The sequence below is a fragment of the Staphylococcus lutrae genome, assembly GCF_002101335.1.
GTDB classification, from domain to species: domain Bacteria; phylum Bacillota; class Bacilli; order Staphylococcales; family Staphylococcaceae; genus Staphylococcus; species Staphylococcus lutrae.
On record NZ_CP020773.1, the window covers coordinates 693,447 to 717,765 of the forward strand.

Below are 24,319 nucleotides of genomic sequence, written 5' to 3' on the forward strand. Positions count from 1 at the left end.
TTTTTATACTTAGATTATATCGGCAACTTCCATAATATGTCAACAATAAAGACTCCTACTAAATTTAAGATCATATCCAAACTATGACGCAATATCATTATAATTATTCATTTAATTTAAAGATATTTTATAATTCATAAATCGTTCTATTATATAGGAAGTTTTTTCATTCTTTGTCTCATTCAACGGATTCTCGGTTGATTCATAACCTTAGATACAAAGGCATTGACTCGTCTCTCACAAAGCCTCATTTCATACAACAGTGCATATTTATAACCCCTTTCAAAAGAACATCGCCCTTTTTACTTTTAGTGTGAAAAGAATCTAAAAGTTATAAAAGTAATTAAGAAACCTTTCTGTAATCATATTACAATTGTGTAACAAAACATTTTATTGACATTTCTCAAGTAATCATCATATCCTATAAATCGCATAACAATGGGCTTTATAGAGAAATAAAATGTTACGTAATTTTCTAGCCAATTGGTTAAACATTACAAAACAAAGAATCACTACACAAGGGTGTTATTTTCTGATAGAGTATATATCGTTATTAAGCCACGACACATCGGCTTATACTTATGCAAAAATCAACTCACTACAATGTGAATTTACTTTATAATCTTGAACAAATTATTTAGGAGGATTTTTTTAAATGAAAAAACTAATCGCTACTACTACACTCGCTACTGCTGGTTTTGCAGCTTTCGTTATGTCACAAGGTCATGATGCACAAGCAGCAGAATACAATAATGGATATAATCCAGCAGATCCAACATCATATAGTTACAGTTATACGATTGATAACTTTGGGAACTACCATTTTTCATGGGTAGGTAACTGGTCTCCAGATCGTTTCAATGGTGGAAATGCTTCAGCAACTTATTACACAGGTCAAGAAGCGACTTATAATCATTACAGTGGTTCATATGCAACACCGGCATATACTTATAGTGCACCAACAACGACACAATACACATCTAATTTAACGTATACTTACTCGTCAGCATCTACATCATCATATTCACAATCTTCATATGCGACATCAACAACATCTTCACGTTCAGTATTCCGTGGAGGATCAGGTGTTAACCTTTATACTGTAGGTCAATGTACTTATTACGTATTTGATCGTGTAGGTGGCTCAATCGGTTCTACTTGGGGTAATGCAAACAACTGGGCTAACGCTGCGGCTGCTGCAGGTTACACTGTAAACAACCGTCCAGCAGCTGGTGCAATTTTACAAACGACTCAAGGGCCTTTTGGTCACGTAGCATACGTTGAATCAGTGAACAGTAATGGTTCTATAACGGTTTCAGAAATGAACTACGGCTTTGGTCCTGGTGTTGTGACTTCACGTACAATTTCCGCTAGCGAAGCAGCAAGCTATAACTACATTCACTAACATAATAAATCCCCTCTTTGTTTGGTAGAGACAAAGAGGGGATTTATTATGTAATGCCAAAACATTGACTGCCCTTGAATCATACCATTTCCATTGTATTAACCCATACTTATGAACCGTCATCAACATGAATCACTTTAACAATCACTGTGCGAGATTAAAACCCATAGGCGACTACAACCCAATACCCAAAAGCAAACAAATAGAGTAGCGGAAAGTTTTCCATATGTTGTGCCTTAATTTGTTTCACTACAACATGCACCCCGACACCCACCAAAACAACCGTTAAAATAAATCGAACTACAAGCGTCATTAATCTTAAACTCACATCTAGGTTTGGGAGATGTGTCACTACGATGCATATCGTACATAGAACAATCATCACCGTGTACACAATAGTATCCATATTTCGGTGTAAATGGGAATAAATCCAAGCGATAATCAATCCAAATACCGTGATGAGCATGGCTTCGTGAATTCGTTCATATAAAGTAAGGGCGTCAATCTTATACAGTACAATCGCTACAAAATACAATATAAGGCTAACCCCCATAAAACGATAGAAAGATTTTTTAATTGTTGTGTATCATGATTGATATATCGATGAATCCCAAACCATAATAGCAACATCGCTAAAATCACTATTAAGTAAAAAATGGAATCACCTCTTCATAGTGCTCGTATTCCCCGCTTCCATACCACTTAAACATTTTTAATCCAACACTCGAAAAACGCTTCATTTATCTCAACTTCAGTATGGTTTATAAACCTTAATACCAACGAGACAGACTAAATCTTTAATCAACAAAGTGATATAGAAAATCGTTGTACATGATTGCATTTCAAATGCTTCTGGGGGCTGGGACACAGACCTTCAGTTCCATTAAGAAAAAGCCGTCAAAATTCATTTTTTAGAATTTGACGGCTTTTTTCTTAATTAGCGAACGAAAACTAGCACTAATTTTGGCCAGTTTTCATATATTTACTGCCATGAGTGCGATGCCAAGTTCACATTCAACTTTTGATTGAGTGCGAACCGATAATCTTTGGAAACCCAAATTAGCCTTCAGATTTCCAAAAGTTGATTCAACATCTATCTTTCTCTTTTGATAAATGTGTTTTTTCTTTGGATCTGAAAGCTGCTTATTTGTGAAAGCTTTAAAATAGTCCCAAGTTAGATTTTTAAATAAGCTTTTATTTGTGTTGGGGTGAGTACTTTGTTTCATACATTGACTTCGTAATGGACAGCCCACACACTCTTCACATGCATATCATTTAAAATCTCTTTGAATACCGTATCCGTCTCTTCTCTTTCTGTAACTTCGAAAATGTAATGTCTTCTTATTCGGACATATGTAATAATCTTCTATCTCGTTGTATTCCCAGTTAGCAGTAATAAATGGATTGTTTTTATATTTACGCTGCTTCTCTTTGAGATACATACTATAAGTGATCAAAGGTGTTTTCTCAAATTTATCTAGTATCATGGTATAGTTGTATTCACTTCCGTAACCTGCATCTGCCACGATATACTCCGGAATGTCACCATATAATTCTTTCATTTCATTCAAAAACGGCTCCAGTGTTCTCGTATCTCCTGGTTTATTATACACGCCGTAGGCTAGTATAAATTGATTATTTGTTGCTATTTGTAAGTTATAACCTGGTTTTAATTGTCCATTTTTCATGTGGTCATCTTTCATTCTCATAAATGTCGCATCATGATCAGTCTTAGAATAACTTTTTCTGTCGCCATAAATTTCCATTTGTTTGTCATATTTTAATTTACGGTCTTTAAAATCTTGGACGGCTTTCTTACTTTGTCTCACCTTACTTCTTTCTTTTCTAAGGCTTTTTCTTGTTTTTACATCTTGAGTCGTTTCAATTTCAGACGTGAGCGCATCATCTTTAAAACCTAAATGCGTCTCTATTTGATTCAGTTCTTCACTTGTTAATTCATGCCCAGATTCACGCTTGATTTCAGGAATAATCTCTTCAGAAACGAGTTGCTCATATAATGCCGTAGATTTTTCAATGACAGACTGACTAAAACGCTTCGTATTAGCTAGCCATTGGAATGTGTACTTATTCGCATTTGCTTCTATTTTTGTGCCATCAATATAAATGACATCCTCTGTAATGAGTTTATCTTCTAATAATTGTGCTCTTAAACCGACAAATAAAATATGTAGAAATTTCATCATATGGGGGTTCACTCTAAAGCGATTGATTGTTCTATAAGTTGGCGTTTGGCCTTGCGCAAGCCACATCATTCGGCAACTATCTTTTAAAAGGTGTTCGATTCTTCGGCCTGAAAAAACAGAATGAGTATAACCATACAGTATGATTTTTAACATCATTTTGGGGTGGTATGATTATAAATGCTAATTTAAAAATGTACACTCTCGCTTGAATAAGTATGTACAAAAACGACTGTTTTAATCATAATTTGATTGAGGTGAAATTATGAACTATACAGTCAAAATAGATACAGAAATTAAAATCACAAGCCTTTCAGACTTACCAAAGCTGAAAGAAATGATGGAGAGTGCAAAAATGAAAATCAATAAAAGCAAGTTAGCTCGGGATCTTGGTAAAGATAGACGGACAATCGACAAATACTTAAAAGGTTACACACCGTCAAGTTCTCGAAAAAGAACTTCAAAAGTTGATAAATATTACAATGTAATCCAACTACTTTTATCAGAAGAAAGCCCACAAACCTTTTATTATAAAAGAGTATTATGGCAGTATCTCAAAGATAATCATGGCTTAGATTGTTCTCAATCACTTTTTAGAAGTTATATATCGAAGCACAAAACATTTAATGATTATTTTAAAACGGGGGCTAAAATTAAAACGCTTAAAAGCGTGGCACGTTACGAAACGGCACCAGGCACTCAAGCACAAGTGGACTGGAAAGAAAACATCAAATTTAGATTGAAAGACGGCAATGTCATTGAAGTTCATATCGCCATGTTAATCCTGTCTTACTCTAGATTTCGAATTTTTAATATTTCAACTACAAAATCACAAGAAATTCTGAAGTCTTTTTTAACCCAGTCATTTGAAATGATTGGCGGGGTGCCTAAAGAACTACTCACAGATAATATGAAAGCAGTGATGGATCAGCCCCGTACAAGATTCAGTAAAGGACAAATCAATCGTCGATTCGAACAATTCGCACATGATATGGGAACAAAAATACGACCGTGTATAGCAGGGAGACCTATGACAAAGGGTAAAGTGGAAGCTTCTATGAAACTACTTGATGAAATCCATGCTTATCAAGGCAAATTTAATTTGTCTGAGCTTCATGCATATATCTCAAAACTGAATCAAAGAGTGAATTATCAACTACATCAGGGTACGGGAAAAATACCGATTATTGAATTAGAAAAAGAAAAGAGCCACTTACTTCCACTTCCTACGGAAAAAGTAAGAGACTCCTATAGAATAATTGGACAACATGTAAAAGTTAACGCTTCCAATATGATTACGTACCAAGGCAATCAATATTCAGTACCATCTGAATATGCCAGAAAGCGCGTGCAATTACAGGTATTCAATCATGAACTACATGTATATTATAACATGAAGCTGATAGCGTGCCACTCTATAAGTAACGCCAAGTTGAATTATAAAGAAGAACATTATATTGAAGCACTACAATTATCATCTCCATATTATCCAGACATTGACGATTTAGCGAAAGAAAATTTAAAAGCCATTGGAGAGATGTATGAATGATGAAAACGAATTCTAACTATAGACAGCTTCTAGATAATTTAGAGTATCTGAAAATGAAACAAATGATATTACATCTGGATGAAGTTGTAGATTTTAATATTAGGAACGATGGTTCTATTATAGATGCTTTGATTAAGCTGACGAACTATGAAGTGGATATAAGAGAAAAAAATATGATTCAATCTATGGTTAAGGTGGCGGGGTTTCCATTTCAAAAGGAGCTGAATAGCTTTGATTTTGAGTTTCAACCGAGTATTAATCCACAGCAAATCAAGGATTTTATGTCTTTAAGATTTATAGAAAACAAAGAAAACATCGTTTTTCTAGGTCCTAGTGGGGTGGGTAAAACCCACCTCGCAACGGCCTTAGGCATAGCTGCTGCTAAAAAAAGAAACAGCACCTACTTTATAAAATGCCAGCAGTTGATTGAGAATTTACGTAAGGCTCACAATGAAGGGAGGCTTGAAACTAGGCTTAAACATTATAGTAAATATAAGCTTTTAATTATTGATGAAATTGGATATTTACCGATTGATGTTGAAGACGCAAAGTTGTTTTTTCAAGTTATTGATCGTCGATATGAAAAGAAAAGCACGATACTTACCACGAATATTAATTTTAAAGCATGGGATGAGGTATTCCAAGATACGAAAATAGCGAACGCAATTTTAGACCGCGTATTGCATCATGCCTCAATCGTATCTATCGTTGGAAAGTCTTATAGACTAAAAAACCATTTCCCTTCAGAAAAAGAATAAAACTGTACATGCTTATTTAAGCAAAATTGTACATATTTATCTTGACGTTTATAGTATGATGAAGGACCTCTTTGGCTATAATATGGATTAAAAGCTTCTTGGGGAATAGATTCTACCAGCTTGTTGATAATGAATACGATATCATTTTCTGGAAAAGACATCTCAGTTTCTATTGGAAGTGTAAGTTGAAACATGTTATAATTTTTGTACATATAAAGCACCCCTGTCTATTATTTTTGTGGTTATTAATAATTATACGGGAAGTGCTTTATTTTTTTAAGTCATATCTAAAAAGAGCTCTGATTAAATGTTTTTTGACATCTAATCAGAGCTTTTTTAACAAACTAGGGGGATTATGTCCCACCCCCTTTATACTTTCTTTTTAATACTAATCCCTGTAAAGCCATATAGAAGCGCAATAATCACACAGAGATAACACGGTACGGCCCATACAAAAAATTCACCTACACTCACGCCCAATTGCTGCGTGTAATAGATCCCCGACGTGCCCCATGGAATAAGTGGAATGACCATTGTCCCTGAATCTTCAAGCGTTCGAGATAGATTCACACGATCTAATCCCAATTTATCGTACATTGGCATCAATAACACACCGACCATAATAATGACAACGGATGCGACACCTGCAGCGAGCACCATCATGAGGCTCCCAACAATCGTCACTAACACCAGTTGCCCTCTAGACCGAATATTTTTTGAAATACTTTGTAAAATAACGTCTAGACACCCCGCTTTTTCTACAATACCTGCAAAGGCATAGCCACAAAAAATCGTGACTAACACTTGAGTCATACTCATCATGCCACCTTGTTCAATCAAAGACAACGCCTTTTCTGATAATCCGTTCTGCTGATTCAACATATCTGGTTTAAACCCACTCAATGTCGCAACAAATCCATCTTTGAGTTGAAAGCCATGATTCAATGTCCCTACTAATATGGCAACCACGCTTGAAATCAACATGGATGGAACCGTAGAAATTTTGATAAGTAGACAAATGACAATGACAATCAAAGGGAGCCACACGAAAAAGTTGATGTGATACATTGTTGTAATATCTTTCAATAAAGCATCGATTTGTGCTGTGTTCGTTGGCATGGATAGCCGACTTGATGCGATATACCAAACGATCAAACCGATGATTGATGCCGGTACCGTTGTCCAAATCATATGTTTAATGTGGCTAAAAATATTCACACGTGTGACCAACGCGGCTAGGTTTGTCGTATCTGACAAGGGGGACATTTTATCTCCAAATACTGCACCTGAAATAATGGCACCCGCCGCCATACCTGCTGGGATATCCATCTGCATACCAATTGCCATCAATGCAATACCTGCCGTTGACGCCGACCCCCAAGCCGTCCCTGTCGCCACTGATGTGAGCGCTGAAATAATAAAGGCAGAAATCAAAAAATAACTCGGGCTCATTAAATTCAAACCATAGTAAATCAATGCTGGCACCGTTCCTGAATACATCCAAGTTCCAACAACAATCCCCACAGTTAAGATGATAAAAATCGCTGGCATCGCTGTTGATAAACGTTCAGTGATGCCTTCTTCTAAATCTTTCCAGCGTAAGCCGACACGCCATGCAATCCATGATGCATAGGCGGCTGAAATAATTAATAAAGGTTGTACGGGAATTTCAAAAAATATAAAGCCCACACACACAACAAACATCATTACAATAATCGTTGATAGTGATTCGAGTAACGTAGGTTTTCTTTTCATATAGACCACATCCCCTTTTATGTTTTAATAAGAAGTTAATCCTACGTTCTCACGTCCTAAGTATTCAATCGTTAACCCCTCATTAAAGAAATCACGTTCCAAGATTGTGGAAGCGATAACAATAATAGCATCGATATTCGGCGTCGGAACACCGATTTCTCTTCCTAAACTCGACCACAATACTAAGCCATACGCGATATCCTCAGTCAAGTAACGATTGTTCACTTTATTCGGCCCTGGAATACGAGAAAACACCGGACTATGATTAAAGAGTTTATTCAGTGGCTCATCTTCCATTTCTCGTTCTAAATAGCCGCGTTCTATACGCGCTTCTTTTGCCGTTTCTAATTCAAAACCGAGTTTACGCCCTAGCGTTAAACGCTCAACTTCAACAGCATGGAGTAAACGAACGGTATGATTTGTAATCCCTTCCTTATACAATGCAAAATCACCGCTATAATCAATGCGTCCTACATTTAACAATGTTGGTCCTGGGTGTACTTCTGGGTTCCCATTTTCCAAGTTCGTACGCCATAAACTCTCTTCTTTAACAAGGTACGGATAAATTTGTTCTACCTTTTTAAACGTCTTGCTGAGATCTTTTTCATTGAAGGTAGAGAAATAAACTTTGCGTACGTTCAATGATAAATCAACAGTTGACGTTTCAAAGTCGACACGTGTCCCATAAGTTAATGTGTTCGCTTCTGCGAAAATCGGTCGTGTTGATAAGTGGGCTTCTTCTAAAACTTTAATGAATCGTGCTGATCCCATTGCTGCAGCCATATTGAAGAAAATAATTTGATTATCTTTCACATATGAAGACATCAATTCAGCATAATATTCAATAAATGAAGAAGGAATACATACCATGACTATTTCTGCGTCTTCTAATACATAACCCATATCATCACTAATATCAGTAAATTTCACAAAGCTTTCTGAACCTTCATTATTAAAATGAAAGCCGCCCTGTTCCATCGCATGATTAAATTTACTGATCGATTGGTTACGACAATAAAGTCTCACTTGATGCCCTTGATTGACCATATCTACTGCAGCAGTTACAGCACCATTCCCTGACCCTACAATTGCTATTTTCATATGTTTACCCTTCTTTCTGTCCGTTTCTTTTGCGTGCACACCTATGATTGACCTCTATCATCATAGACTTGTGTGCAGTTGACAATTGCTCATTTTTACAAATGTGGAACGACAAAATCAAACTGATTTCAGTACCACTCCCATGAATCGTAACAGAACGGTTATAAAAAGAAAACTCTTTTTTAATGTTTGATGTGCCTTTAGTCAACATCATTACTTTATACCCACTATTTTTAAAGAGATGTGGAAAATCGCCCACTTTTATTTCATTTTAAAAGCGTGTTCATACTTTATATGAATGTTGTCTTTCTTTGTTATTAGCTGGACTTCACAACGCTTTTCTATGAATGACACTGTGTTTTTAACGGATGATTTCACTAAAAAATCAAAATTTAAAATATTACATTAAATGTAATATAAAATTTTAGATTCATGCTTTAGAGACTGAACTGACCGATTTTTTCATTAAATTTACACATCATCAAAAGATTACACGATATCCCATTCGGGTTTAAATTCAATTACAAAACAGTAACATGACACACAGCCACCTTTATTTTTGATAAAGTGCAAATTGTCGTTAAACGAATAACGCATTCATGGATAAACTTTTATGTTTTATCCTTTCAATAAATATTCAATACTTTAGGAGGACTTTTATCATGTTAAAAACAATCGCTACAACAACATTAACTGCGGGGTTAGGTGCCGCTTTAGTTGGTTTAGACCACCAACAAGCCGACGCTGCAGAAAACAGTTATCATTACACGTACAGCTATCAATACAACACCAATACACAAGGTTCCTCGAACTATTCTTATCAGTCTCAAAGCAATCAAACATATACGAATGGCACAAATACAACGCACACTTCCACATCGACTCAGTCGACAGGTGTTGTCAGTGCCGGCAACCTTTACACAGCAGGCCAGTGCACATGGTATGTCTATGATAAAGTCGGAGGGAAAGTGGGCTCAACTTGGGGCAATGCAAACAATTGGGCGCAAGCTGCTGCCGCTGCTGGTTACACAGTCAATCACACCCCACAAGCAGGCGCAATTTTACAATCATCAGAAGGGCCATTCGGTCATGTGGCATATGTAGAAGCGGTTCATTCTGATGGCTCAATTGAAATTTCAGAAATGAACTACAATGGCGGGCCATTCAGCATCAGTTCACGTACACTCCCTGCTTCAGAAGCCGCTTCATATTTCTACATTCATTTATAAGTTTCAAATCATTCCGAGGTGGGGCAACACCTCGGCTTTTTTGTTTTTTATTGCCGTTTGATTTTTTAACCTTGTTGCTAAGTGACCTTTCATTATATGATGAATCTGAATTGTTTTTAAGGAGGGAGAGACGATGCAATGGATTAAAGTCATTTTAGCGGGCTTTATTGAAGTAATATGGGTGATTGGGCTAACGCACGTCCATCATTTTTATCAATGGCTCCTTACCATTGCAATCATTTGCTTAAGCTTTTGGATGATGTTATCTGCATCACGTGTTCTACCTGTCGGCACAGTTTATGCTGTATTTGTCGGTATCGGCACATTAGGGACCGTGATTGTTGGTATCTTATTTTTCGGTGAATCTTTAAGCCCGATTAAATTATTTTTTATCATCACTTTATTAGTTGGCGTGATTGGATTGAAGTTATCTTCGGATGAGGCAGGTGAAAATCATTGAGTTGGTTTGCACTTTTATTAGCAGGATTATTCGAAGTCCTCGGCGTCTTATGGTTGAATCAATATGCGGCACATCATCAAAAACGCTATGTGCTACTGCTTGCGATCACCTTTGCGTTCAGTTTATTAAGTTTATCCTGGGCGATGAATACCATCCCAATGGGGACAGCCTATGCAATCTGGACAGGGATTGGGACAGCGGGTGGCACATTGCTCGGGATGTTCGTATACAATGAATCTAAAAAATTTTTACGTGTCTTTTTTATTTTATTGATTATTATTTCAGCTGTAGGATTAAAACTTGTCGTATAAAAATTGCATTGCTTGTATTACAAAATAGGGTTTCATATACTTAGAGAAGAAAGGTGGCATGGATGATGAAAAAAGTATTTATTGCAGGTCCAATCCCAGAAAAAGGGTTGGAATTATTAAAAGCACATTTTGAAATCGAAATGTATGACGGGGACGGAATCATTGACAAAGCAACGTTAAAAAAAGGCGTTAAAGACGCATTTGGTTTAGTCAGCTTATTATCGACAGAAGTGGACCAAGAAGTGATTGATAGTGGTACAGAACTTCAGTTCATTGCCAATTATGGGGCTGGTTTTAACAATGTTGATATTGACTACGCACGTTCAAAAAACATCGATGTTTCCAATACACCTAAGGCTTCCACTGATGCAACAGCTGAATTAACAATGGCGATTTTGCTTGCTGTCGCACGACGCATACCTGAAGGGGATCAACTCATGCGCAATCAAGGGTTCAATGGTTGGGCACCGTTATTTTTCCGAGGCCGTGAAGTATCTGGAAAAACAATTGGGATTATTGGACTCGGTGAAATTGGTACCGCGGTTGCACAGCGCGCCAAAGGGTTCAATATGAACATTCTTTATACAGGACCACATCAAAAACCTGATAAAGAGCAAGCGCTCGGTGCGCAATATGTTGATTTAGATACATTGCTACAAAACGCTGATTTTGTAACAATTAATGCGGCTTACCAACCTTCAATGAAACACATGATCGATACACCTCAGCTTAAAATGATGAAACCGACAAGTTACCTCATCAATGCTTCTCGTGGCCCAATTATCCACGAAGCTGCACTGCTCGAAGCATTGGAAAACAAAATGATTGAAGGGGCTGCACTCGACGTTTATGAGTTTGAACCTGAAATTACTGAAGGGTTAAAGTCATTGAAGAATGTCGTCATTACGCCTCATATCGGAAATGCCACATTTGAAGCCCGTGATATGATGGCAGAAATCGTAGCAAATAATTTAATTAAAAAGGCAACTGGAGAAACACCAGATTATATTGTCAATGCCTCTAAATGACACGACACATCACCTTTTTGAATATAGTGACATCCTACTTTATACAGCAGTATGATTGGTTATCAGTCATTCAAAAGGAATAAAACTTTTAACGCTTTTAAAAACCTCCAAAAATTCTTTTAATTGAATTTTGGAGGTTTAAACTTTGATGTGCTTTACATTCAGATATGGTAATCACGTCTAAATTTTGAAAATGCGCCTAGAAAACACCGTCTTTTTACATTAAAACCTATCTGATTCTTTTTAATTTACGTTGTGATATTTCATAAATGACCGTCGCAATTTTATCGACAAAAAAGCTATCATGTGATGTAAATAATATCGTTCCTGGATATTGTTTGATCAATTGCTCTAACCCTTGAATTGCATCAATGTCTAGGTAATTGGTCGGTTCGTCCAAAATTAAGACGTTGCTACGGTTTAACAATGAAGTCGCAAGCAATGCTTTAAGCTGTTCCCCTGCACTAAGTGTCGTTGTTTGTTTCACTAAATCGCTTTTATCGAAGCCAATCTTTTCCAAAACATCTACAACGAAATCATATGAATGTTCAGTATCATTCATAACGAAATGGATAAGATCAACGTCCTTTTGATCAAAGAAAAAGTCTTGTCTTAAATAAGAAAACTTAACATTGGAAGATATGATGATGGCTTCATGACGATGATAGATATGGTTTAATAATGTCGTTTTTCCTACTCCATTGTTACCAACAAAAGCCACTTTTTCACCCGTTTCAATTTGAAAAGATGTGTTGTCTAAAAGCATGTTATCACCAGCATGAATCGTCAGTTCATTCGCATACATCACTATTCTACTCGATTTCTGTATATCCATAGAAGGGAATTGTATCTCCTTATTTTCAAGTATTTCCTTTTTCATTGGAATATTTTCTAATTTCTTCTCAAGTGATTTAATTTGTCGAGAAATCCCTTTTTGACTACTCCCTCTTGATTTAGATTGTCCTAATCTTCCTGGATTTATTCTTTTTACTTGATGTCACATTAGAAGTGCGTTTTAATGCTTCTCTTTTATTTTGTATCGCCGATTGTAACTGTTCTTTTTGTACGTCTATTTGGGTATTTATATTTTCAACCGTTGCTCTTTCTAGTTGTTTTTGTTCCGTGTAATCTGTCCAGCTTCCTTTGTATTCTTTTACTTTGTGATTTTCGATGACCCAAATTTTTGTCGCAATTTCTTCCACTAAATTTCTGTCGTGTGTCGTAAAAATAATAGTACCTTGGTGATTTTTTAATGTCTTCATTAAAAATTTTACACTACTCAAATCTAAATTTGTCGTCGGTTCATCAAGCATTAAATTGACAAATTCATCTTTGATCACATTTGATAAACCTAATCTAATTTTTTCCCCTCCACTAAAATTTTCAAAACTGCCACTATACGGAACGCCCCCCCATTTTAGAGATCAACGCATAATTCGTTTCGTTTCCTAATTCATTGTTGTTCTCAATTTGTTTTAAATATAGAAAGTCGTGTTTATTTTCAAAAACCCCTGAAAAATTGTTGAAATGACCCGAAATTAAATTTAAAAGGGTTGTTTTTCCGCTTCCATTCGCACCGATAATCGCAATTTTATCACCGTCTAATATTTCTAAATGCTCAATCGTCAACAAAGCTTTACCTAAAAATTCAATATAAATATCTTTTAATATTGTCATATTTCATTCTCACGCTTTCTATCTTTCATTCGTTGTTAATTTTGCGTTTTTTATTGAATACAGTGCGATTGTTGACATTAAAATCGCCATCAATATAACAATTCCTATATTGAAAGGGTTTGAAACGCCAAATCCGATATCTCTCAGTGCCTTTAACTGGTAGGTTAAAGGATTGAAATAAGAGACTGTACGAATCAATAACGGCGCTTTATCAAAACTAAAGAAAATAGGTGCTGTAAAAGAAATCGGTAACAATAAAGTGTTCAAAATTAAATCTCTTATTTTGTATGACGTTATTTTCAACGATATAACAGTTCCTACTGAAAACCAAAAAATCATCATAACGATAGCGCATAAAGCAATCAGTATAAATTGCTTCACTGCAAAATAGTCTCCAAAAATGAGCGAAATTAAATAGAGGACAACGACCTGTATTAAAAAGTTAAATAACGGAAATGACATTTTTCCGATAATATACGCTAATGGGGAAACCCCTTTGAAGTATTTTAACGCTAATAATCCCCACTTTCGATCCAATATAATCCTATAAACAGATTGTGCCATTTGACTATATACAATCAATCCGATAATACCGATAAAAGAAAATTGTAAAAAAGAAACTTCTTTACTTTCATAATGAATCATACCAAAAGTTGAAGCAATGCCTGTTGAATAAAATAGGAAATAAAGAATAGGAATAAGGATTTGAGTGTAAATTAAATGTTTATTGTTGATTAATGCTCTAAACTCAATGTAGCTTATCTTAAAAACAGATTCTATTAAATTCGACCTTTGATCTCTATAATTTAACTTTTTCATGTTTTCTACGCTCCTTACCCTTTTAACTTAATAATCTCTTTTAAACTACGCTTATTTTGTTCAACAGCATGAATGGCGATATCATGATCAATCAATAATTTCAATATTGCATTAATCGATTCTCCATTATTGACTTCAACCGTTAGAGGATGCCACGCTATCACATTAAAGTGCGCTGCTATATTTTTTTCAAGTTCTTTAGAGAGATGACCTTCATAGTTGACTTTATATTCATTCAGACGATTATATTGTTCTAAAAAATGATTGATCTCACCAAAAAAGATCAAGTTGCCGTTTTCAATATACAGCACTTTATTACAGTACCTTTCTAACATGTCTAAATCATGAGAAGAGATTAAACAAACTTTTCCTTCTTGCGTCTTATCTTTCAGTTGATCTAAAATTTTTTCAGATGTGATCACATCCAAACTCGATGTCGGTTCATCCAAAATTAAAACTTTTGCGTTTGATACAAGTTGTCTTGCCAACTGTACACGTTGCAATTGACCACCGGATAAATTTGTTGGATCCTCCTTTTCTTTTCCTTCTAAACCTATTTTATTTAATGCATGAATGGTTTCTGCTTTAGCATTTGAATATCCATCAAATAAAGCCTCCATATAGATGTTATCAAAAACATTTAAATACCAATCAATCGCTTGATTTTGTGGGCTAAATGAAATATCTTTAGACGATAAGTCGTCCGCTATCAAAACCTCTCCCTCTGTTAAAGGAAGTATGCCTAAAATCGAATTGATTAATGTGCTTTTACCTGCACCACTTTTTCCAATAAGCGCTAAGAAATCACCACTATTTAATTCAAACGAAATATTTTTAATGCCATCTCCGTTTTCATAAAAACAAGATAAATTTTCGACCTTCAAAATGTGATTCAATTTAATCACTCCTTAACCCATACTTTCATTCATAAGAAACTTTACGTTTGCTAATCATTTTGGATTAGTATGAATTTTCGAAAAATTTTTTAGACACCTCCACAATTACCTTCTATACGCATTACGATAATCTTTAAAAACCATTCTTTCCCTTCGCTTGAATCTATGTCACCCTTTCTAACAATGAAGAAGTCACAAATCCAAATACAGACATTTGAATCCTTATCATTAAAGCATCCTTTAGGTTGAAAACTTGGGAAGCATACTTCGTTCATGATTTCAGTCTATGACGCTTCATTGTTTTATTATTATGTACTTCACTTAGATTTTCAATAATGGCAAGTTAATTTTTTAAAAAAATACTAAATTAATTCTACGTATTTTTATTTATTTATTTATTTATTTATTTATTTATTTCAAAGACACATAGAATTGTGGGGTTTGAACAAATGTTTCATAGCACAATGCCGCCTCCATTTGTTTATCATATCAGCGTATTAAATAGCATAAAGTCAATGAATACGCTAACTAGTCATTGACCAACTCACCTCATAATCCACTTTCACAAACAAAAAGGGGGCATAGACGAAACGCCATACCACACCCTTGTTTAAATGATATACGAGAAAATGCGTCTGAGAATGGTGTATAGGAATTTCTCAGTCGCTCTATTTACTCTTTTTTTCCACGATACAACAAACGGGTTTGTCTTGCCATGACCCATTTCGGCATCATACGGAGGAGCCGATTTCTCACGCTCATCGTCATTCCATTTGATTTTTGTGCGATTTCCCCGATTTTACGGGATTTCTTAATGATTTTTTGTGTATGTTTCACACGCAAACGCTGATAACGTTGCAATGCACGATCCAGATCCGAGTACTTCTTCAATACGTTGGCTAATACAACTGCATCTTCCATCGCTTGACCAGCACCTTGCCCCATATTCGGCGTCGTCGCATGTGCCGCATCTCCTAACAACACAATACGCTGTTCGTATACAAACTGAGATATTGGTTTTAAATCATAGATATCATGATGTAAAATTTCTGTTTCAGATTGTAAAGCTAAAACTTTTCTAACGGGGTCAGGAAAATGATTGAAGTAAGCTTGCAGATGTGGTTTATTAAAGTTTTTAAAGCGCGCATCTCGGGCTTTTGCATTAATCGTAGCAAACCAATATACACGACCGTTTAATAATGGGACGATACCAAACCTCCCTTTTTTCCCCCAATATTCTTCAGCAATGGGTTTCAACAAGTCCATGTCGTCTACGATACCTCTAAAACATGTGTACCCTTGATAAAGGACTTTACTTTTCGGCTGTACGGTTGTGCGCACACGTGAGTGAATCCCATCTGCACCGATGACCATATCGACTTTTACAGATTGATGCTGCTTAAAATGAATGGTTGCATTCGTTTGGTGGCTTTCCACATCTGTCACTTCATGATTGAAATGGATGATGGTGTCGTCAATATATGATTTTAAAATATCGACTAGCACTTGTCTTTCAAGCGTCACATTGGTTTGTGTTTCATTCAACACGAGTGCATTTAATAATTGGCCTCGATCATCTAAAATACGTAATTCTTCTAGGACTTGACCTGCATTTTTAATCCCTTTAGCTAAATCGTGTGAACCTAAAAGTTGAATGACATTATCCCCAATACCAATACCTGCACCCATTTCACGTATTGCATCGTTTTTTTCATAAATCACGACATCATGGCCCTGTTCTTGAAGCATTATCGCAGCGGTTAATCCCCCAATGCCAGCACCTATAATCCCAATTTTCATTGACGTTCACCTCGTTCTTAAAATCAACCTACTTGTATAAATCTTTTCTGATATCATCTTTTTTAATTCCGTATGTTTTATAATACTTTTCCATACGTTGCGCAATTTTACTCGGCCAATCTATGTCGCTCGCATATTGATGCGTCGCTGGACTTTTTGGATTCCATCGCATTTGATATAAACTTAACTGACCTTGCTCAAAATATTGCGCTCTAATGAATTTTGCACCACCCATAATCGCTTTATCTGGTGAATCCCAATCGGCTTGTTGTGCATAACTTGTTCCCGTTTTTATCGCATTGCTGTCAAATGCACCAATTCCAAAGAAGTTGTAATAATGCTGCTTTCCACTGCGAATCCCTTTAGCCAATTCAGAATGCCCATCAGCTGTCTCGAGTAAAGCATGGCTCACTAAATAAATAACATTCACTTCATATTGATCTTGGGCTGCTAAAAATGTTTTACCACGCCCTTCTAAAATCCCTTTCCCTTTCAACATCGCATTGACTTCTGCTTCTGACATTTCAACGCGTTCAGAAAGGTCCATATACATCAAATCAGAATCATCTCGATTGATTTGCATCGCTCGCTTGACTTCCATTTGAGAGGCACTAACGAAACGATTGTCTTGCGATTTTGTATGTAATGCTTCACCGTGTGTTTGCATGGCAACAGCTTCATCAAACGTATGCGTTTTATCATTTTTAAAGAGAGATGTCTCATTGACCAAAAACAAAATCGTAAATAGCACAATTAACAAAAAAATAATGACTTTTAACGGTTTGATTTGACGCGATCGTTTCATTCGACAAACTCCTTTTTAATCAATCATGAACGGGACAGATAAATCATCGTAATGATTACACAAAGTACAATCAAGTATGCCACATTCACTATTATTTTAAGTACACGCTTTCCTCGAAACAACATATTAAATAAAATAAGACTAAGTCCTAAAGAGATTAAAAAGCAAACCAGTGCCATCCAAGCACTTACAAAAAACAATAAAGCAAGCCCTAAAAGTAAAAAGGCATTAGATATCACACCGATGATTTTAATTTTTTTTGTATCCATTTTCCCACCTCTTTCATACCTGTATTATTTTATCATGAATCATTTATAACTGCGATGCCCCTTTTTAATATGCCGATTACCGTCAGCTGATTTTTGTATTGCATTTTCAAGTGGTGTTGAATCCATCCACTCAGTACGCATATTTCAACACAGCAACACCGGGATATAAAAATGGACATGTGAAAAATCAACATCATTCTTCACATGTCCGATTCATATCAACACATCTTTTATGAGACGGTCGCTATTCTATTCGCGTGACATCCCCTTCAACATATTTAAAAAGTATGTCAAACTACGATTCATCTCCTCATCCTTCAGCACACGCATCAAACCTGTGACTGATGTTCGTGCATTTGGACTCGCTTGATTGGCTACGCGCAAGCCTTGATTCACTTTGTTTAACAATATGCGCAACTCGTCTATTTGCAAATCTCCTAACAAAAAGAAAAGTTGGCCCATATTATGAATCGCACCTGCATATTGTGCTTTATTTAACTCCGTTGTCATCTTTTCTGTAATGACACCTCGTTGCTTCACTGCTGCAGTCAATGCATCTAAAATTTTCGCATCATCTAATGTGCGAATCAAATCAATCGCCTTTAATAGGCTATCTTTATTTTCTGCAATGGCATCTGTCACCTGTGCGATATTTTCTGCTTTAATTTCCGCTTCAGACTTTTGGATGCGTTTAATTTTCGATATACGTTCAGCCATTATTTCATCACCTGATCCCCAGGGAAGACATAATCAGGTCTTGCCCATTTTTTATCTACGCGCACACTGTACTGTGGATTTCTCGTTTGGTTACGGAAGTTTGTAGGATTCAAGGGTGACTTTCCACGTTGACTGAGTACTTCCATACGACACGTTGTTGATTTATATGCTGGCGTATGCGTTTCCGGGTCCGTCACACTACTTGTTAAATAATTGATTGCTGCTTCACTGTTATCATTTAAAGGTAAGTAAATTTGTTTACCAACAACGCGATCAGTGACATGGACGTGCATCGTTGCTTCGCCTTGTTCGGAAATCAATTTTACTGCCGCTCCTTCATGAATACCACGTTCTTCCGCTAATTCAGGAGAAACTTCCACAAAAGCAGTAGGCATTTTATATTGTAAACCTGGCACTTTATACGTCATGTTTCCTTCATGGAAATGTTCAAGCACACGTCCATTGTTGACATGTAAATCATACGTTTCATTCGTTTTATAAAAGTTTTTAAAATCTAGCGCATAAAATTTTGCTTTACCGTTGTCAAAATTAAAACGCTCGGTAAACAATAACGGTGAGTCTGTACCATCTGCAGCAACTGGCCATTGTAAACTATTGTAACCTTCTAAACGATGATATTTTACGCCCGCAAACATCGGTGTTAAATCAGATGCTTCATCCATAATTTCTGCTGGATGCGTATAGCCCCAATCAAACCCTAGTGCTTTAGCAAGCATTTGTGTGATTTGCCAGTCAGGTTTTGAGTTTCCAAGTGGCTTCAATACTTGATACAATCGTTGGAAACGACGTTCGGTATTCGTAAATGTGCCGTCTTTTTCCAATGATGGACTTGCCGGTAAAACGACATCCGCATATTCAGCTGTAAAAGTAAGAAACTCATCCTGTACAACGAGAAAGTCTACTTTTTCTAATGCGGCTTGGACATAATTGATATTGGAATCCACAATGCCGGTATCTTCACCTAAAATAAACAAGCTGTGTAAATCTCCCGCATGAATGTGATCCATCATCTGATGGTTATCGTAACCCGGATGGCTCGGTAATTTCACACCCCAAGTGGCTTCATAACGACCACGCGCCTCATCATCCGCTACGCCTTGGTATCCTGGTAATTTATCAGGCATGCTTCCAAAATCAGAGCATCCTTGTACATTATTATGTCCACGCAATGGGTAAGAACCCGCGCCTGGTTTCATATAATTTCCTGTTGCCAATAATAAATTCGAAATCGCTGTACTTGTATCAGAACCTGTTTCTTGTTGTGTCACACCCATGGCCCAACAAATCGACACTGAATTGACAGAGACAATTTCTTTTGCAAGTTGGATTAAACGTTCTTTAGCAATGCCTGTATGCGTCTCTGCAAACTCCATCGTATAAGGTTCAAGGGATTGATAATAATCATCAAAATGGTCAACCCATTCGTCAATAAAGGCTTTTGCGTGCCAACCTTGATCAATAATATATTTCGTGACAGCAGATAACCAAACTAAATCCGTACCTGGATAAGGTTGATAAAATTCATCTGCACGTTGCGCCATTTCATGTTTACGAATATCAAACACATGCAGTTTTTGACCGAACAACTTGTGTGACCGTTTTATTCGTGAGGCGATGACAGGATGCGCTTCTGCTGTGTTCGTCCCAATTGTAATGACCATTTCCGCGTTGCCGATGTCTTCTATTGATCCTGAATCCCCACCATGTCCAACCGTGCGAAATAATCCTTTAGTCGCCGGCGCTTGACAATATCTCGAACAGTTATCAATATTGTTCGTGCCAATCACTTGACGGGCAAGCTTTTGCATTAAGTAAGATTCTTCATTTGTCGCTTTTGAAGATGAAATAAAGGCCAGTGCGTCTGGGCCATGCTGATCTTTAATTGCTTGCATACGTCCAGCCACGTATTGAATCGCTTCATCCCATTCTACTTCTTCAAAATGATCACTGCGACGGATAAGCGGTTGTGTCAAACGTGCTTCAGAGTTGACGTAATCCCAACCGAATTTTCCTTTCACACAAGTAGAAATTTTGTTTGCTGGTGAATCATGCGAAGGTTGTACTTTTAAGATTTCGCGGTCTTTTGTCCAGACTTCAAAGCTACATCCCACACCACAATATGTGCACACCGTCTTCGTTTTCTTAATGCGCGTTTCACGCATTGCGGCTTCCGAATCCGATACAGCGAACAGTGGACCGTAACCCGTCTCCGCTTTCTTCGTTAAATCAATCATTGAAGCTAATGATCCTGGTGCTATATCCGTCATATAACCTACGTTGCCTACCATGTTATTTTCCATCATTGCGTTACATGGACATACTGTTGCACATTGGCCACAGCCGACACATGAAGAGTCATTAATTGAGACGTCGTTATCCCAAATGACACGTGGATGTTCACGCTCCCAATCAATCGATAACGTTTCATTGACTTGAACGTCTTGACACACTTCAACACAACGCCCACATAAAATACATTGATTCGGATCATAACGATAAAAAGGGCCGAAATCAACTTCATACGGTTTCGGTTGGTATTCATAAGTTTGATGCTCCAACCCCCATTGATCCATCGTATTATGAATTTCACAATTCCCATTATTATAATCACATACGGTACAGTAAAGTTGATGCTTTTGTAAAATGCGGTCTAGTGCTTCTTTTTGACTGTCTTTCGCGTCTTTAGTCGTGGTATTAACGACCATTGATTGCTCAATCGTTGTCCCACATGCACGTACAATCTTGCCATCCACTTCTACTGCACAAGTGTCACAAGTTTGAATCGGTCCTAAAGATTCGTTATAACAAATCGATGGAACAAATGTACGTTTCTCTTTGATGAATTCGAGTAAATTTTGACCAGGTTCTGCAAAGTACGTTTGGCCATCTAGCGTTACATTAAGTTGTTCTTGCATCCATATCCCCCCTATATTTTACTTTTACTCAGATGCCCGACATATGTAGTTACTTTTATTCTATACCTTCTAGCGATAAAAGTTAACTGATTTTAAGCCTATAAATCAATGATGCACCTTTCAACGAGAAAAAGCGGGTCACGTCACAATACATGGCATCATCATTAGTGTGTCTCACCTTGAACAGCCGCAATATCTGTGTCGTAATCGAGGCATACTTTTATTGCAGTTAGCAAGCCGGTTACCATCATATCAATAGCCATCGACGGTTTCTCAGGCTTATTGACGACCTGAGCAGGCGCAAACGGAACATGAATAAATCCTGTTCTCATATGCGGGTAATGCGTTGCGGCTTCAAAAGCCAATTGATACATCATATGGTTGCATACGAATGTGCCGGCACTGTTAGATAATCGTGCCGGAATCCCTTTTGCACGTATCGCTTCAACCATTCTTTTAACAGGTAATGATGTAAAATAAGCCGGTGCACCCGCTTGCTGAATAGGTTGATCAATCGGTTGTTGACCTTGATTGTCAGGAATTCTCGCATCATCAATGTTAATTGCGATTCGTTCCGGTGTGATTTCATAACGTCCTCCTGCTTGCCCGACTGCAATGACGACATCGTACGCAGTTTCTTTCAACTTTTCACGCACGACTACCATACATTGATGAAACACCGTCGGAACTTCCAACTTATCAATCGTATGCCCCTCTATCATATCAGGCAATTGTTCCACCGCTTGTAATGCGGGATTTACACTTTCTCCACCAAAAGGATCAAATGCTGTGACTAACACTTTCATGATTAAAACCTCCTCAGTTGATTAAAATGCGAGTAGATACATTAACACGATATGCGCAACGATAAGAATGAATGCCATTGGCGCTTGTGCCTTAATGACACCTAATTCATCCTTCATTTCCAGCAACGCAACAGGAAGTGTATTAAAATTTGCTGCCATAGGGGTTAACAACGTCCCACAAAAACCTCCAGTCATTGCTAATGCCCCAACGATCGCTGGATTCCCACCATTGGCGATGACAAAAGGAACGCCAATGCTCGCGGTGATCACCGTAAACGCAGCAAATGCATTACCCATTAACATTGTAAAAATAACCATGCCTAACACATAGGCAATCACACCGAGCAACGCATTATCTTGTGGTAAGAAGCCAGAAATCCCTTTAGAAATCGTTGTTCCCACCCCACTTACTGTAAACAAAATACCTAACGCTGCTAAAAATTGTGGCAGTATCCCCACAGTGCCAATTTGTTGAACAAGTCGATCACTATCGTACAAGCCTATTTTCACTTTTGGACGAAGGATGGCGTATGCAACACCGAGTGCAACTAAAGACGAGAGACCTATACCAATCGCTCCACCTAACGGCGTCCAAGTTGAGATGATGACTGCGACAACTGCTAATACAAGTGCTGGAATAAAGAGTAAGTTCCCAAAGCGTGAAGCATGTGTGATCTCCTCTCGATGTTCGACATCGACGACTTTCCCTAACCGTACGTTTTTTGTAAACGTCAACAGTCCCATCAATAATACGAGTAAACCATTGATTACAGCTGGGATAACGGGACCTGCTATAAACAAAATGCCTAATATCAGCCAAAAAAGTGCGCTGCCCATCCTTTTCTCATTTGCTGATTGACGAAATACACGCCAAGCCGTATAAAGCAATTGTAGCCCGATACACACATAAAAAATTTCCAAAATTTGGTTAATCGTTTGTTGTGTCATCTTGTGTTGCTCCTTTCTTTCCATACTTGCGATTCATTTTCCGATCAAACATCCTATTTTGTATGATTCCCACAATGAGTACGATCACTGCAATCGGTGCAGAATAAATTGCGATTTCAACCGCCTTGACTTCCATATGTAAAGATTGAAATGTTGCAACAATTAATAGGACACCGGATGCGCCAACAAATAAATTTTGCCCAAAAAAGTTACCAAAATTTTCCATTGCAGCGATGTGTGCTTTCAGTTTTTCTTCGTCCTCATGATCAATATTTCGTTGATATTTCGTCTTAGCCGCCGCTTGTACCATCGGATTCATGAGTGGGCGTACAAATTGTGGATGCCCTCCAATACGAATCGATGCCAATCCTGCGATTTCTCTGATGAACAAATACACGGTCATGATACGCCCGGCCGTCACCCCTTGTATTCGATTTATAAGACGTGTCGCCTGTGTTTTCAAACCGAATCGTTCAAGCATGCCGATCATAGGTAACGTTAAAATAAAGAGTGACACCATTCGATTATCAACAAACGCTTTCCCTAATGTTTCCAATATGGTGATGACACTCATATGAGAGACAAGCCCTGTCACAACAGCAGCAATCAGCACTGTACCGATTGTATCCCATTTAAAATAGAAACCTAGAACAATAATAAGAATGCCTACCAGTTTTAGCCATTCCATAAAACCCCTCCTTTTGTTGTCAACGGTTAATTATAATTTACACTTTAATGAAGATGCTTTCAAATCACTGTGTTAACCGCTGACATCTGAGGACAAGTGCTTTCCATCATGTTGAATTGCGTCGTCACCTTAAATGGTTGCAAACCATTTAAACGGATGGC

24 protein-coding genes and 2 pseudogenes are annotated in these 24,319 nt (G+C 37.2%); 7 read left to right on the forward strand and 19 right to left on the reverse strand.

Annotated elements, in window-relative coordinates; translation table 11 throughout:
* Nucleotides 1–1,090: 1,090 nt before the first annotated feature.
* Nucleotides 1,091–1,405, forward strand: a pseudogene (locus B5P37_RS12325) (CHAP domain-containing protein); the annotation flags it as partial.
* Between the two features lie 157 nt (nucleotides 1,406–1,562).
* Here B5P37_RS12325 and B5P37_RS03530 read toward each other — a convergent pair.
* The 4 genes and pseudogenes from B5P37_RS03530 to B5P37_RS12415 all read right to left on the reverse strand — a co-directional run.
* Nucleotides 1,563–1,940 (reverse strand): hypothetical protein, encoded by a 378-nt coding sequence (locus B5P37_RS03530; RefSeq protein WP_244898634.1) that lies wholly within the window; start codon nucleotides 1,938–1,940, stop codon nucleotides 1,563–1,565.
* Between the two features lie 439 nt (nucleotides 1,941–2,379).
* Nucleotides 2,380–2,631: a transposase gene (locus B5P37_RS12405; RefSeq protein WP_085236924.1), complete on the reverse strand. Its 252-nt coding sequence runs from the start codon at nucleotides 2,629–2,631 to the stop codon at nucleotides 2,380–2,382.
* A 45-nt stretch (nucleotides 2,632–2,676) separates the two neighbouring features.
* A complete protein-coding gene (locus B5P37_RS12410; RefSeq protein ID WP_483409475.1) occupies nucleotides 2,677–3,171 on the reverse strand; it encodes a transposase in 495 nt (164 codons plus the stop codon).
* A gap of 348 nt (nucleotides 3,172–3,519) precedes the next feature.
* Nucleotides 3,520–3,780 (reverse strand): annotated as a pseudogene (locus B5P37_RS12415) (transposase); the annotation flags it as partial.
* A gap of 91 nt (nucleotides 3,781–3,871) precedes the next feature.
* On the opposite strand from B5P37_RS12415, the gene istA reads away from it, so the two are divergent.
* On the forward strand, nucleotides 3,872–5,155 hold the full coding sequence (istA, locus tag B5P37_RS03545; protein WP_085236926.1) for an IS21 family transposase: 1,284 nt from the start codon (nucleotides 3,872–3,874) through the stop codon (nucleotides 5,153–5,155).
* The gene (istB, locus tag B5P37_RS03550) at nucleotides 5,155–5,913 is read left to right on the forward strand and encodes an IS21-like element helper ATPase IstB (protein WP_085238408.1); all 759 of its coding nucleotides are present in this window, start codon (nucleotides 5,155–5,157) and stop codon (nucleotides 5,911–5,913) included. Before istA ends, istB begins: the two co-directional genes overlap by 1 nt.
* 369 nt (nucleotides 5,914–6,282) lie before the next feature.
* Here the strand turns inward: istB and nhaC are convergent, their stop codons facing one another.
* Complete coding sequence (nhaC, locus tag B5P37_RS03560; protein ID WP_085236927.1) at nucleotides 6,283–7,668, reverse strand: Na+/H+ antiporter NhaC; 1,386 nt, start codon at nucleotides 7,666–7,668, stop codon at nucleotides 6,283–6,285.
* Between the two features lie 24 nt (nucleotides 7,669–7,692).
* Complete coding sequence (locus tag B5P37_RS03565; RefSeq protein ID WP_085236928.1) at nucleotides 7,693–8,769, reverse strand: NAD/NADP-dependent octopine/nopaline dehydrogenase family protein; 1,077 nt, start codon at nucleotides 8,767–8,769, stop codon at nucleotides 7,693–7,695.
* 662 nt (nucleotides 8,770–9,431) lie between these two features.
* Here B5P37_RS03565 and B5P37_RS03575 point away from each other — a divergent pair.
* The 4 genes from B5P37_RS03575 (at nucleotide 9,432) to B5P37_RS03590 (ending at nucleotide 11,797) form a co-directional block, all read left to right on the forward strand.
* The gene (locus B5P37_RS03575; protein ID WP_085236930.1) at nucleotides 9,432–9,998 is read left to right on the forward strand and encodes a CHAP domain-containing protein; all 567 of its coding nucleotides are present in this window, start codon (nucleotides 9,432–9,434) and stop codon (nucleotides 9,996–9,998) included.
* A gap of 133 nt (nucleotides 9,999–10,131) precedes the next feature.
* Nucleotides 10,132–10,458, forward strand: a complete 327-nt coding sequence (locus B5P37_RS03580) for a DMT family transporter (RefSeq protein ID WP_085236931.1) — start codon at nucleotides 10,132–10,134, stop codon at nucleotides 10,456–10,458.
* Nucleotides 10,455–10,769 (forward strand): DMT family transporter, encoded by a 315-nt coding sequence (locus tag B5P37_RS03585; RefSeq protein ID WP_085236932.1) that lies wholly within the window; start codon nucleotides 10,455–10,457, stop codon nucleotides 10,767–10,769. The genes B5P37_RS03580 and B5P37_RS03585 overlap by 4 nt, the downstream gene beginning before the upstream one ends.
* Before the next feature lie 65 nt (nucleotides 10,770–10,834).
* Nucleotides 10,835–11,797 carry an NAD(P)-dependent oxidoreductase gene (locus B5P37_RS03590; RefSeq protein ID WP_085236933.1) on the forward strand — a complete coding sequence of 321 codons (963 nt, stop codon included), beginning with the start codon at nucleotides 10,835–10,837 and terminating at the stop codon, nucleotides 11,795–11,797.
* Nucleotides 11,798–12,026: 229 nt separating this feature from the next.
* On the opposite strand, the gene B5P37_RS03595 is transcribed toward B5P37_RS03590, so the two are convergent.
* The 13 genes from B5P37_RS03595 to B5P37_RS03655 all read right to left on the reverse strand — a co-directional run bounded on the left by B5P37_RS03595 (nucleotide 12,027) and on the right by B5P37_RS03655 (nucleotide 24,158).
* Nucleotides 12,027–12,677 carry an ATP-binding cassette domain-containing protein gene (locus B5P37_RS03595; RefSeq protein ID WP_085236934.1) on the reverse strand — a complete coding sequence of 217 codons (651 nt, stop codon included), beginning with the start codon at nucleotides 12,675–12,677 and terminating at the stop codon, nucleotides 12,027–12,029.
* Nucleotides 12,678–12,750: 73 nt separating this feature from the next.
* Nucleotides 12,751–13,137, reverse strand: a complete 387-nt coding sequence (locus B5P37_RS03600) for an HAD hydrolase family protein (protein WP_085236935.1) — start codon at nucleotides 13,135–13,137, stop codon at nucleotides 12,751–12,753.
* 55 nt (nucleotides 13,138–13,192) lie between these two features.
* Nucleotides 13,193–13,474: an ATP-binding cassette domain-containing protein gene (locus B5P37_RS03605; RefSeq protein WP_085236936.1), complete on the reverse strand. Its 282-nt coding sequence runs from the start codon at nucleotides 13,472–13,474 to the stop codon at nucleotides 13,193–13,195.
* Between the two features lie 18 nt (nucleotides 13,475–13,492).
* Nucleotides 13,493–14,293, reverse strand: a complete 801-nt coding sequence (locus B5P37_RS03610; RefSeq protein ID WP_085236937.1) for an ABC transporter permease — start codon at nucleotides 14,291–14,293, stop codon at nucleotides 13,493–13,495.
* 14 nt (nucleotides 14,294–14,307) lie between these two features.
* Nucleotides 14,308–15,189: a metal ABC transporter ATP-binding protein gene (locus tag B5P37_RS03615; protein WP_162682398.1), complete on the reverse strand. Its 882-nt coding sequence runs from the start codon at nucleotides 15,187–15,189 to the stop codon at nucleotides 14,308–14,310.
* 672 nt (nucleotides 15,190–15,861) lie between these two features.
* On the reverse strand, nucleotides 15,862–16,989 hold the full coding sequence (locus B5P37_RS03620; protein ID WP_085236939.1) for an FAD-dependent monooxygenase: 1,128 nt from the start codon (nucleotides 16,987–16,989) through the stop codon (nucleotides 15,862–15,864).
* Nucleotides 16,990–17,017: 28 nt separating this feature from the next.
* Nucleotides 17,018–17,794: an N-acetylglucosaminidase gene (locus B5P37_RS03625; protein WP_085236940.1), complete on the reverse strand. Its 777-nt coding sequence runs from the start codon at nucleotides 17,792–17,794 to the stop codon at nucleotides 17,018–17,020.
* Nucleotides 17,795–17,817: 23 nt separating this feature from the next.
* On the reverse strand, nucleotides 17,818–18,063 hold the full coding sequence (locus tag B5P37_RS03630; RefSeq protein ID WP_085236941.1) for a hypothetical protein: 246 nt from the start codon (nucleotides 18,061–18,063) through the stop codon (nucleotides 17,818–17,820).
* Between the two features lie 249 nt (nucleotides 18,064–18,312).
* A complete protein-coding gene (locus B5P37_RS03635; RefSeq protein ID WP_085236942.1) occupies nucleotides 18,313–18,780 on the reverse strand; it encodes a helical membrane plugin domain-containing protein in 468 nt (155 codons plus the stop codon).
* Nucleotides 18,780–21,716, reverse strand: coding sequence for a formate dehydrogenase subunit alpha (gene fdhF / locus B5P37_RS03640; protein ID WP_085236943.1), 2,937 nt, complete (start codon nucleotides 21,714–21,716; stop codon nucleotides 18,780–18,782). The genes B5P37_RS03635 and fdhF overlap by 1 nt, the downstream gene beginning before the upstream one ends.
* Before the next feature lie 164 nt (nucleotides 21,717–21,880).
* On the reverse strand, nucleotides 21,881–22,522 hold the full coding sequence (pcp, locus tag B5P37_RS03645) for a pyroglutamyl-peptidase I (protein ID WP_085236944.1): 642 nt from the start codon (nucleotides 22,520–22,522) through the stop codon (nucleotides 21,881–21,883).
* A 21-nt stretch (nucleotides 22,523–22,543) separates the two neighbouring features.
* A complete protein-coding gene (locus B5P37_RS03650) occupies nucleotides 22,544–23,470 on the reverse strand; it encodes a DUF979 domain-containing protein (RefSeq protein WP_085236945.1) in 927 nt (308 codons plus the stop codon).
* Nucleotides 23,451–24,158 carry a DUF969 domain-containing protein gene (locus B5P37_RS03655; protein WP_085236946.1) on the reverse strand — a complete coding sequence of 236 codons (708 nt, stop codon included), beginning with the start codon at nucleotides 24,156–24,158 and terminating at the stop codon, nucleotides 23,451–23,453. Before B5P37_RS03655 ends, B5P37_RS03650 begins: the two co-directional genes overlap by 20 nt.
* Nucleotides 24,159–24,319: the final 161 nt, after the last annotated feature.

What these genes read in the sequence shown, in the direction of transcription:
- fdhF (WP_085236943.1), bottom strand. Translation starts at nt 21,716, where the DNA reads ATGCAAGAACAACTTAATGTAACGCTAGATGGCCAAACGTACTTTGCA.
- B5P37_RS03650 (WP_085236945.1), bottom strand. Translation starts at nt 23,470, where the DNA reads ATGACACAACAAACGATTAACCAAATTTTGGAAATTTTTTATGTGTGT.
- B5P37_RS03580 (WP_085236931.1), top strand. Translation starts at nt 10,132, where the DNA reads ATGCAATGGATTAAAGTCATTTTAGCGGGCTTTATTGAAGTAATATGG.
- B5P37_RS03630 (WP_085236941.1), bottom strand. Translation starts at nt 18,063, where the DNA reads ATGGATACAAAAAAAATTAAAATCATCGGTGTGATATCTAATGCCTTT.
- B5P37_RS03635 (WP_085236942.1), bottom strand. Translation starts at nt 18,780, where the DNA reads ATGGCTGAACGTATATCGAAAATTAAACGCATCCAAAAGTCTGAAGCG.
- B5P37_RS12405 (WP_085236924.1), bottom strand. Translation starts at nt 2,631, where the DNA reads ATGAAACAAAGTACTCACCCCAACACAAATAAAAGCTTATTTAAAAAT.
- B5P37_RS03620 (WP_085236939.1), bottom strand. Translation starts at nt 16,989, where the DNA reads ATGAAAATTGGGATTATAGGTGCTGGCATTGGGGGATTAACCGCTGCG.
- B5P37_RS12410 (WP_483409475.1), bottom strand. Translation starts at nt 3,171, where the DNA reads ATGGAAATTTATGGCGACAGAAAAAGTTATTCTAAGACTGATCATGAT.
- B5P37_RS03610 (WP_085236937.1), bottom strand. Translation starts at nt 14,293, where the DNA reads ATGAAAAAGTTAAATTATAGAGATCAAAGGTCGAATTTAATAGAATCT.
- B5P37_RS03625 (WP_085236940.1), bottom strand. Translation starts at nt 17,794, where the DNA reads ATGAAACGATCGCGTCAAATCAAACCGTTAAAAGTCATTATTTTTTTG.
- B5P37_RS03590 (WP_085236933.1), top strand. Translation starts at nt 10,835, where the DNA reads ATGAAAAAAGTATTTATTGCAGGTCCAATCCCAGAAAAAGGGTTGGAA.
- B5P37_RS03575 (WP_085236930.1), top strand. Translation starts at nt 9,432, where the DNA reads ATGTTAAAAACAATCGCTACAACAACATTAACTGCGGGGTTAGGTGCC.
- B5P37_RS03565 (WP_085236928.1), bottom strand. Translation starts at nt 8,769, where the DNA reads ATGAAAATAGCAATTGTAGGGTCAGGGAATGGTGCTGTAACTGCTGCA.
- istB (WP_085238408.1), top strand. Translation starts at nt 5,155, where the DNA reads ATGAAAACGAATTCTAACTATAGACAGCTTCTAGATAATTTAGAGTAT.
- nhaC (WP_085236927.1), bottom strand. Translation starts at nt 7,668, where the DNA reads ATGAAAAGAAAACCTACGTTACTCGAATCACTATCAACGATTATTGTA.
- istA (WP_085236926.1), top strand. Translation starts at nt 3,872, where the DNA reads ATGAACTATACAGTCAAAATAGATACAGAAATTAAAATCACAAGCCTT.
- pcp (WP_085236944.1), bottom strand. Translation starts at nt 22,522, where the DNA reads ATGAAAGTGTTAGTCACAGCATTTGATCCTTTTGGTGGAGAAAGTGTA.
- B5P37_RS03655 (WP_085236946.1), bottom strand. Translation starts at nt 24,158, where the DNA reads ATGGAATGGCTAAAACTGGTAGGCATTCTTATTATTGTTCTAGGTTTC.
- B5P37_RS03595 (WP_085236934.1), bottom strand. Translation starts at nt 12,677, where the DNA reads ATGAAAAAGGAAATACTTGAAAATAAGGAGATACAATTCCCTTCTATG.
- B5P37_RS03605 (WP_085236936.1), bottom strand. Translation starts at nt 13,474, where the DNA reads ATGACAATATTAAAAGATATTTATATTGAATTTTTAGGTAAAGCTTTG.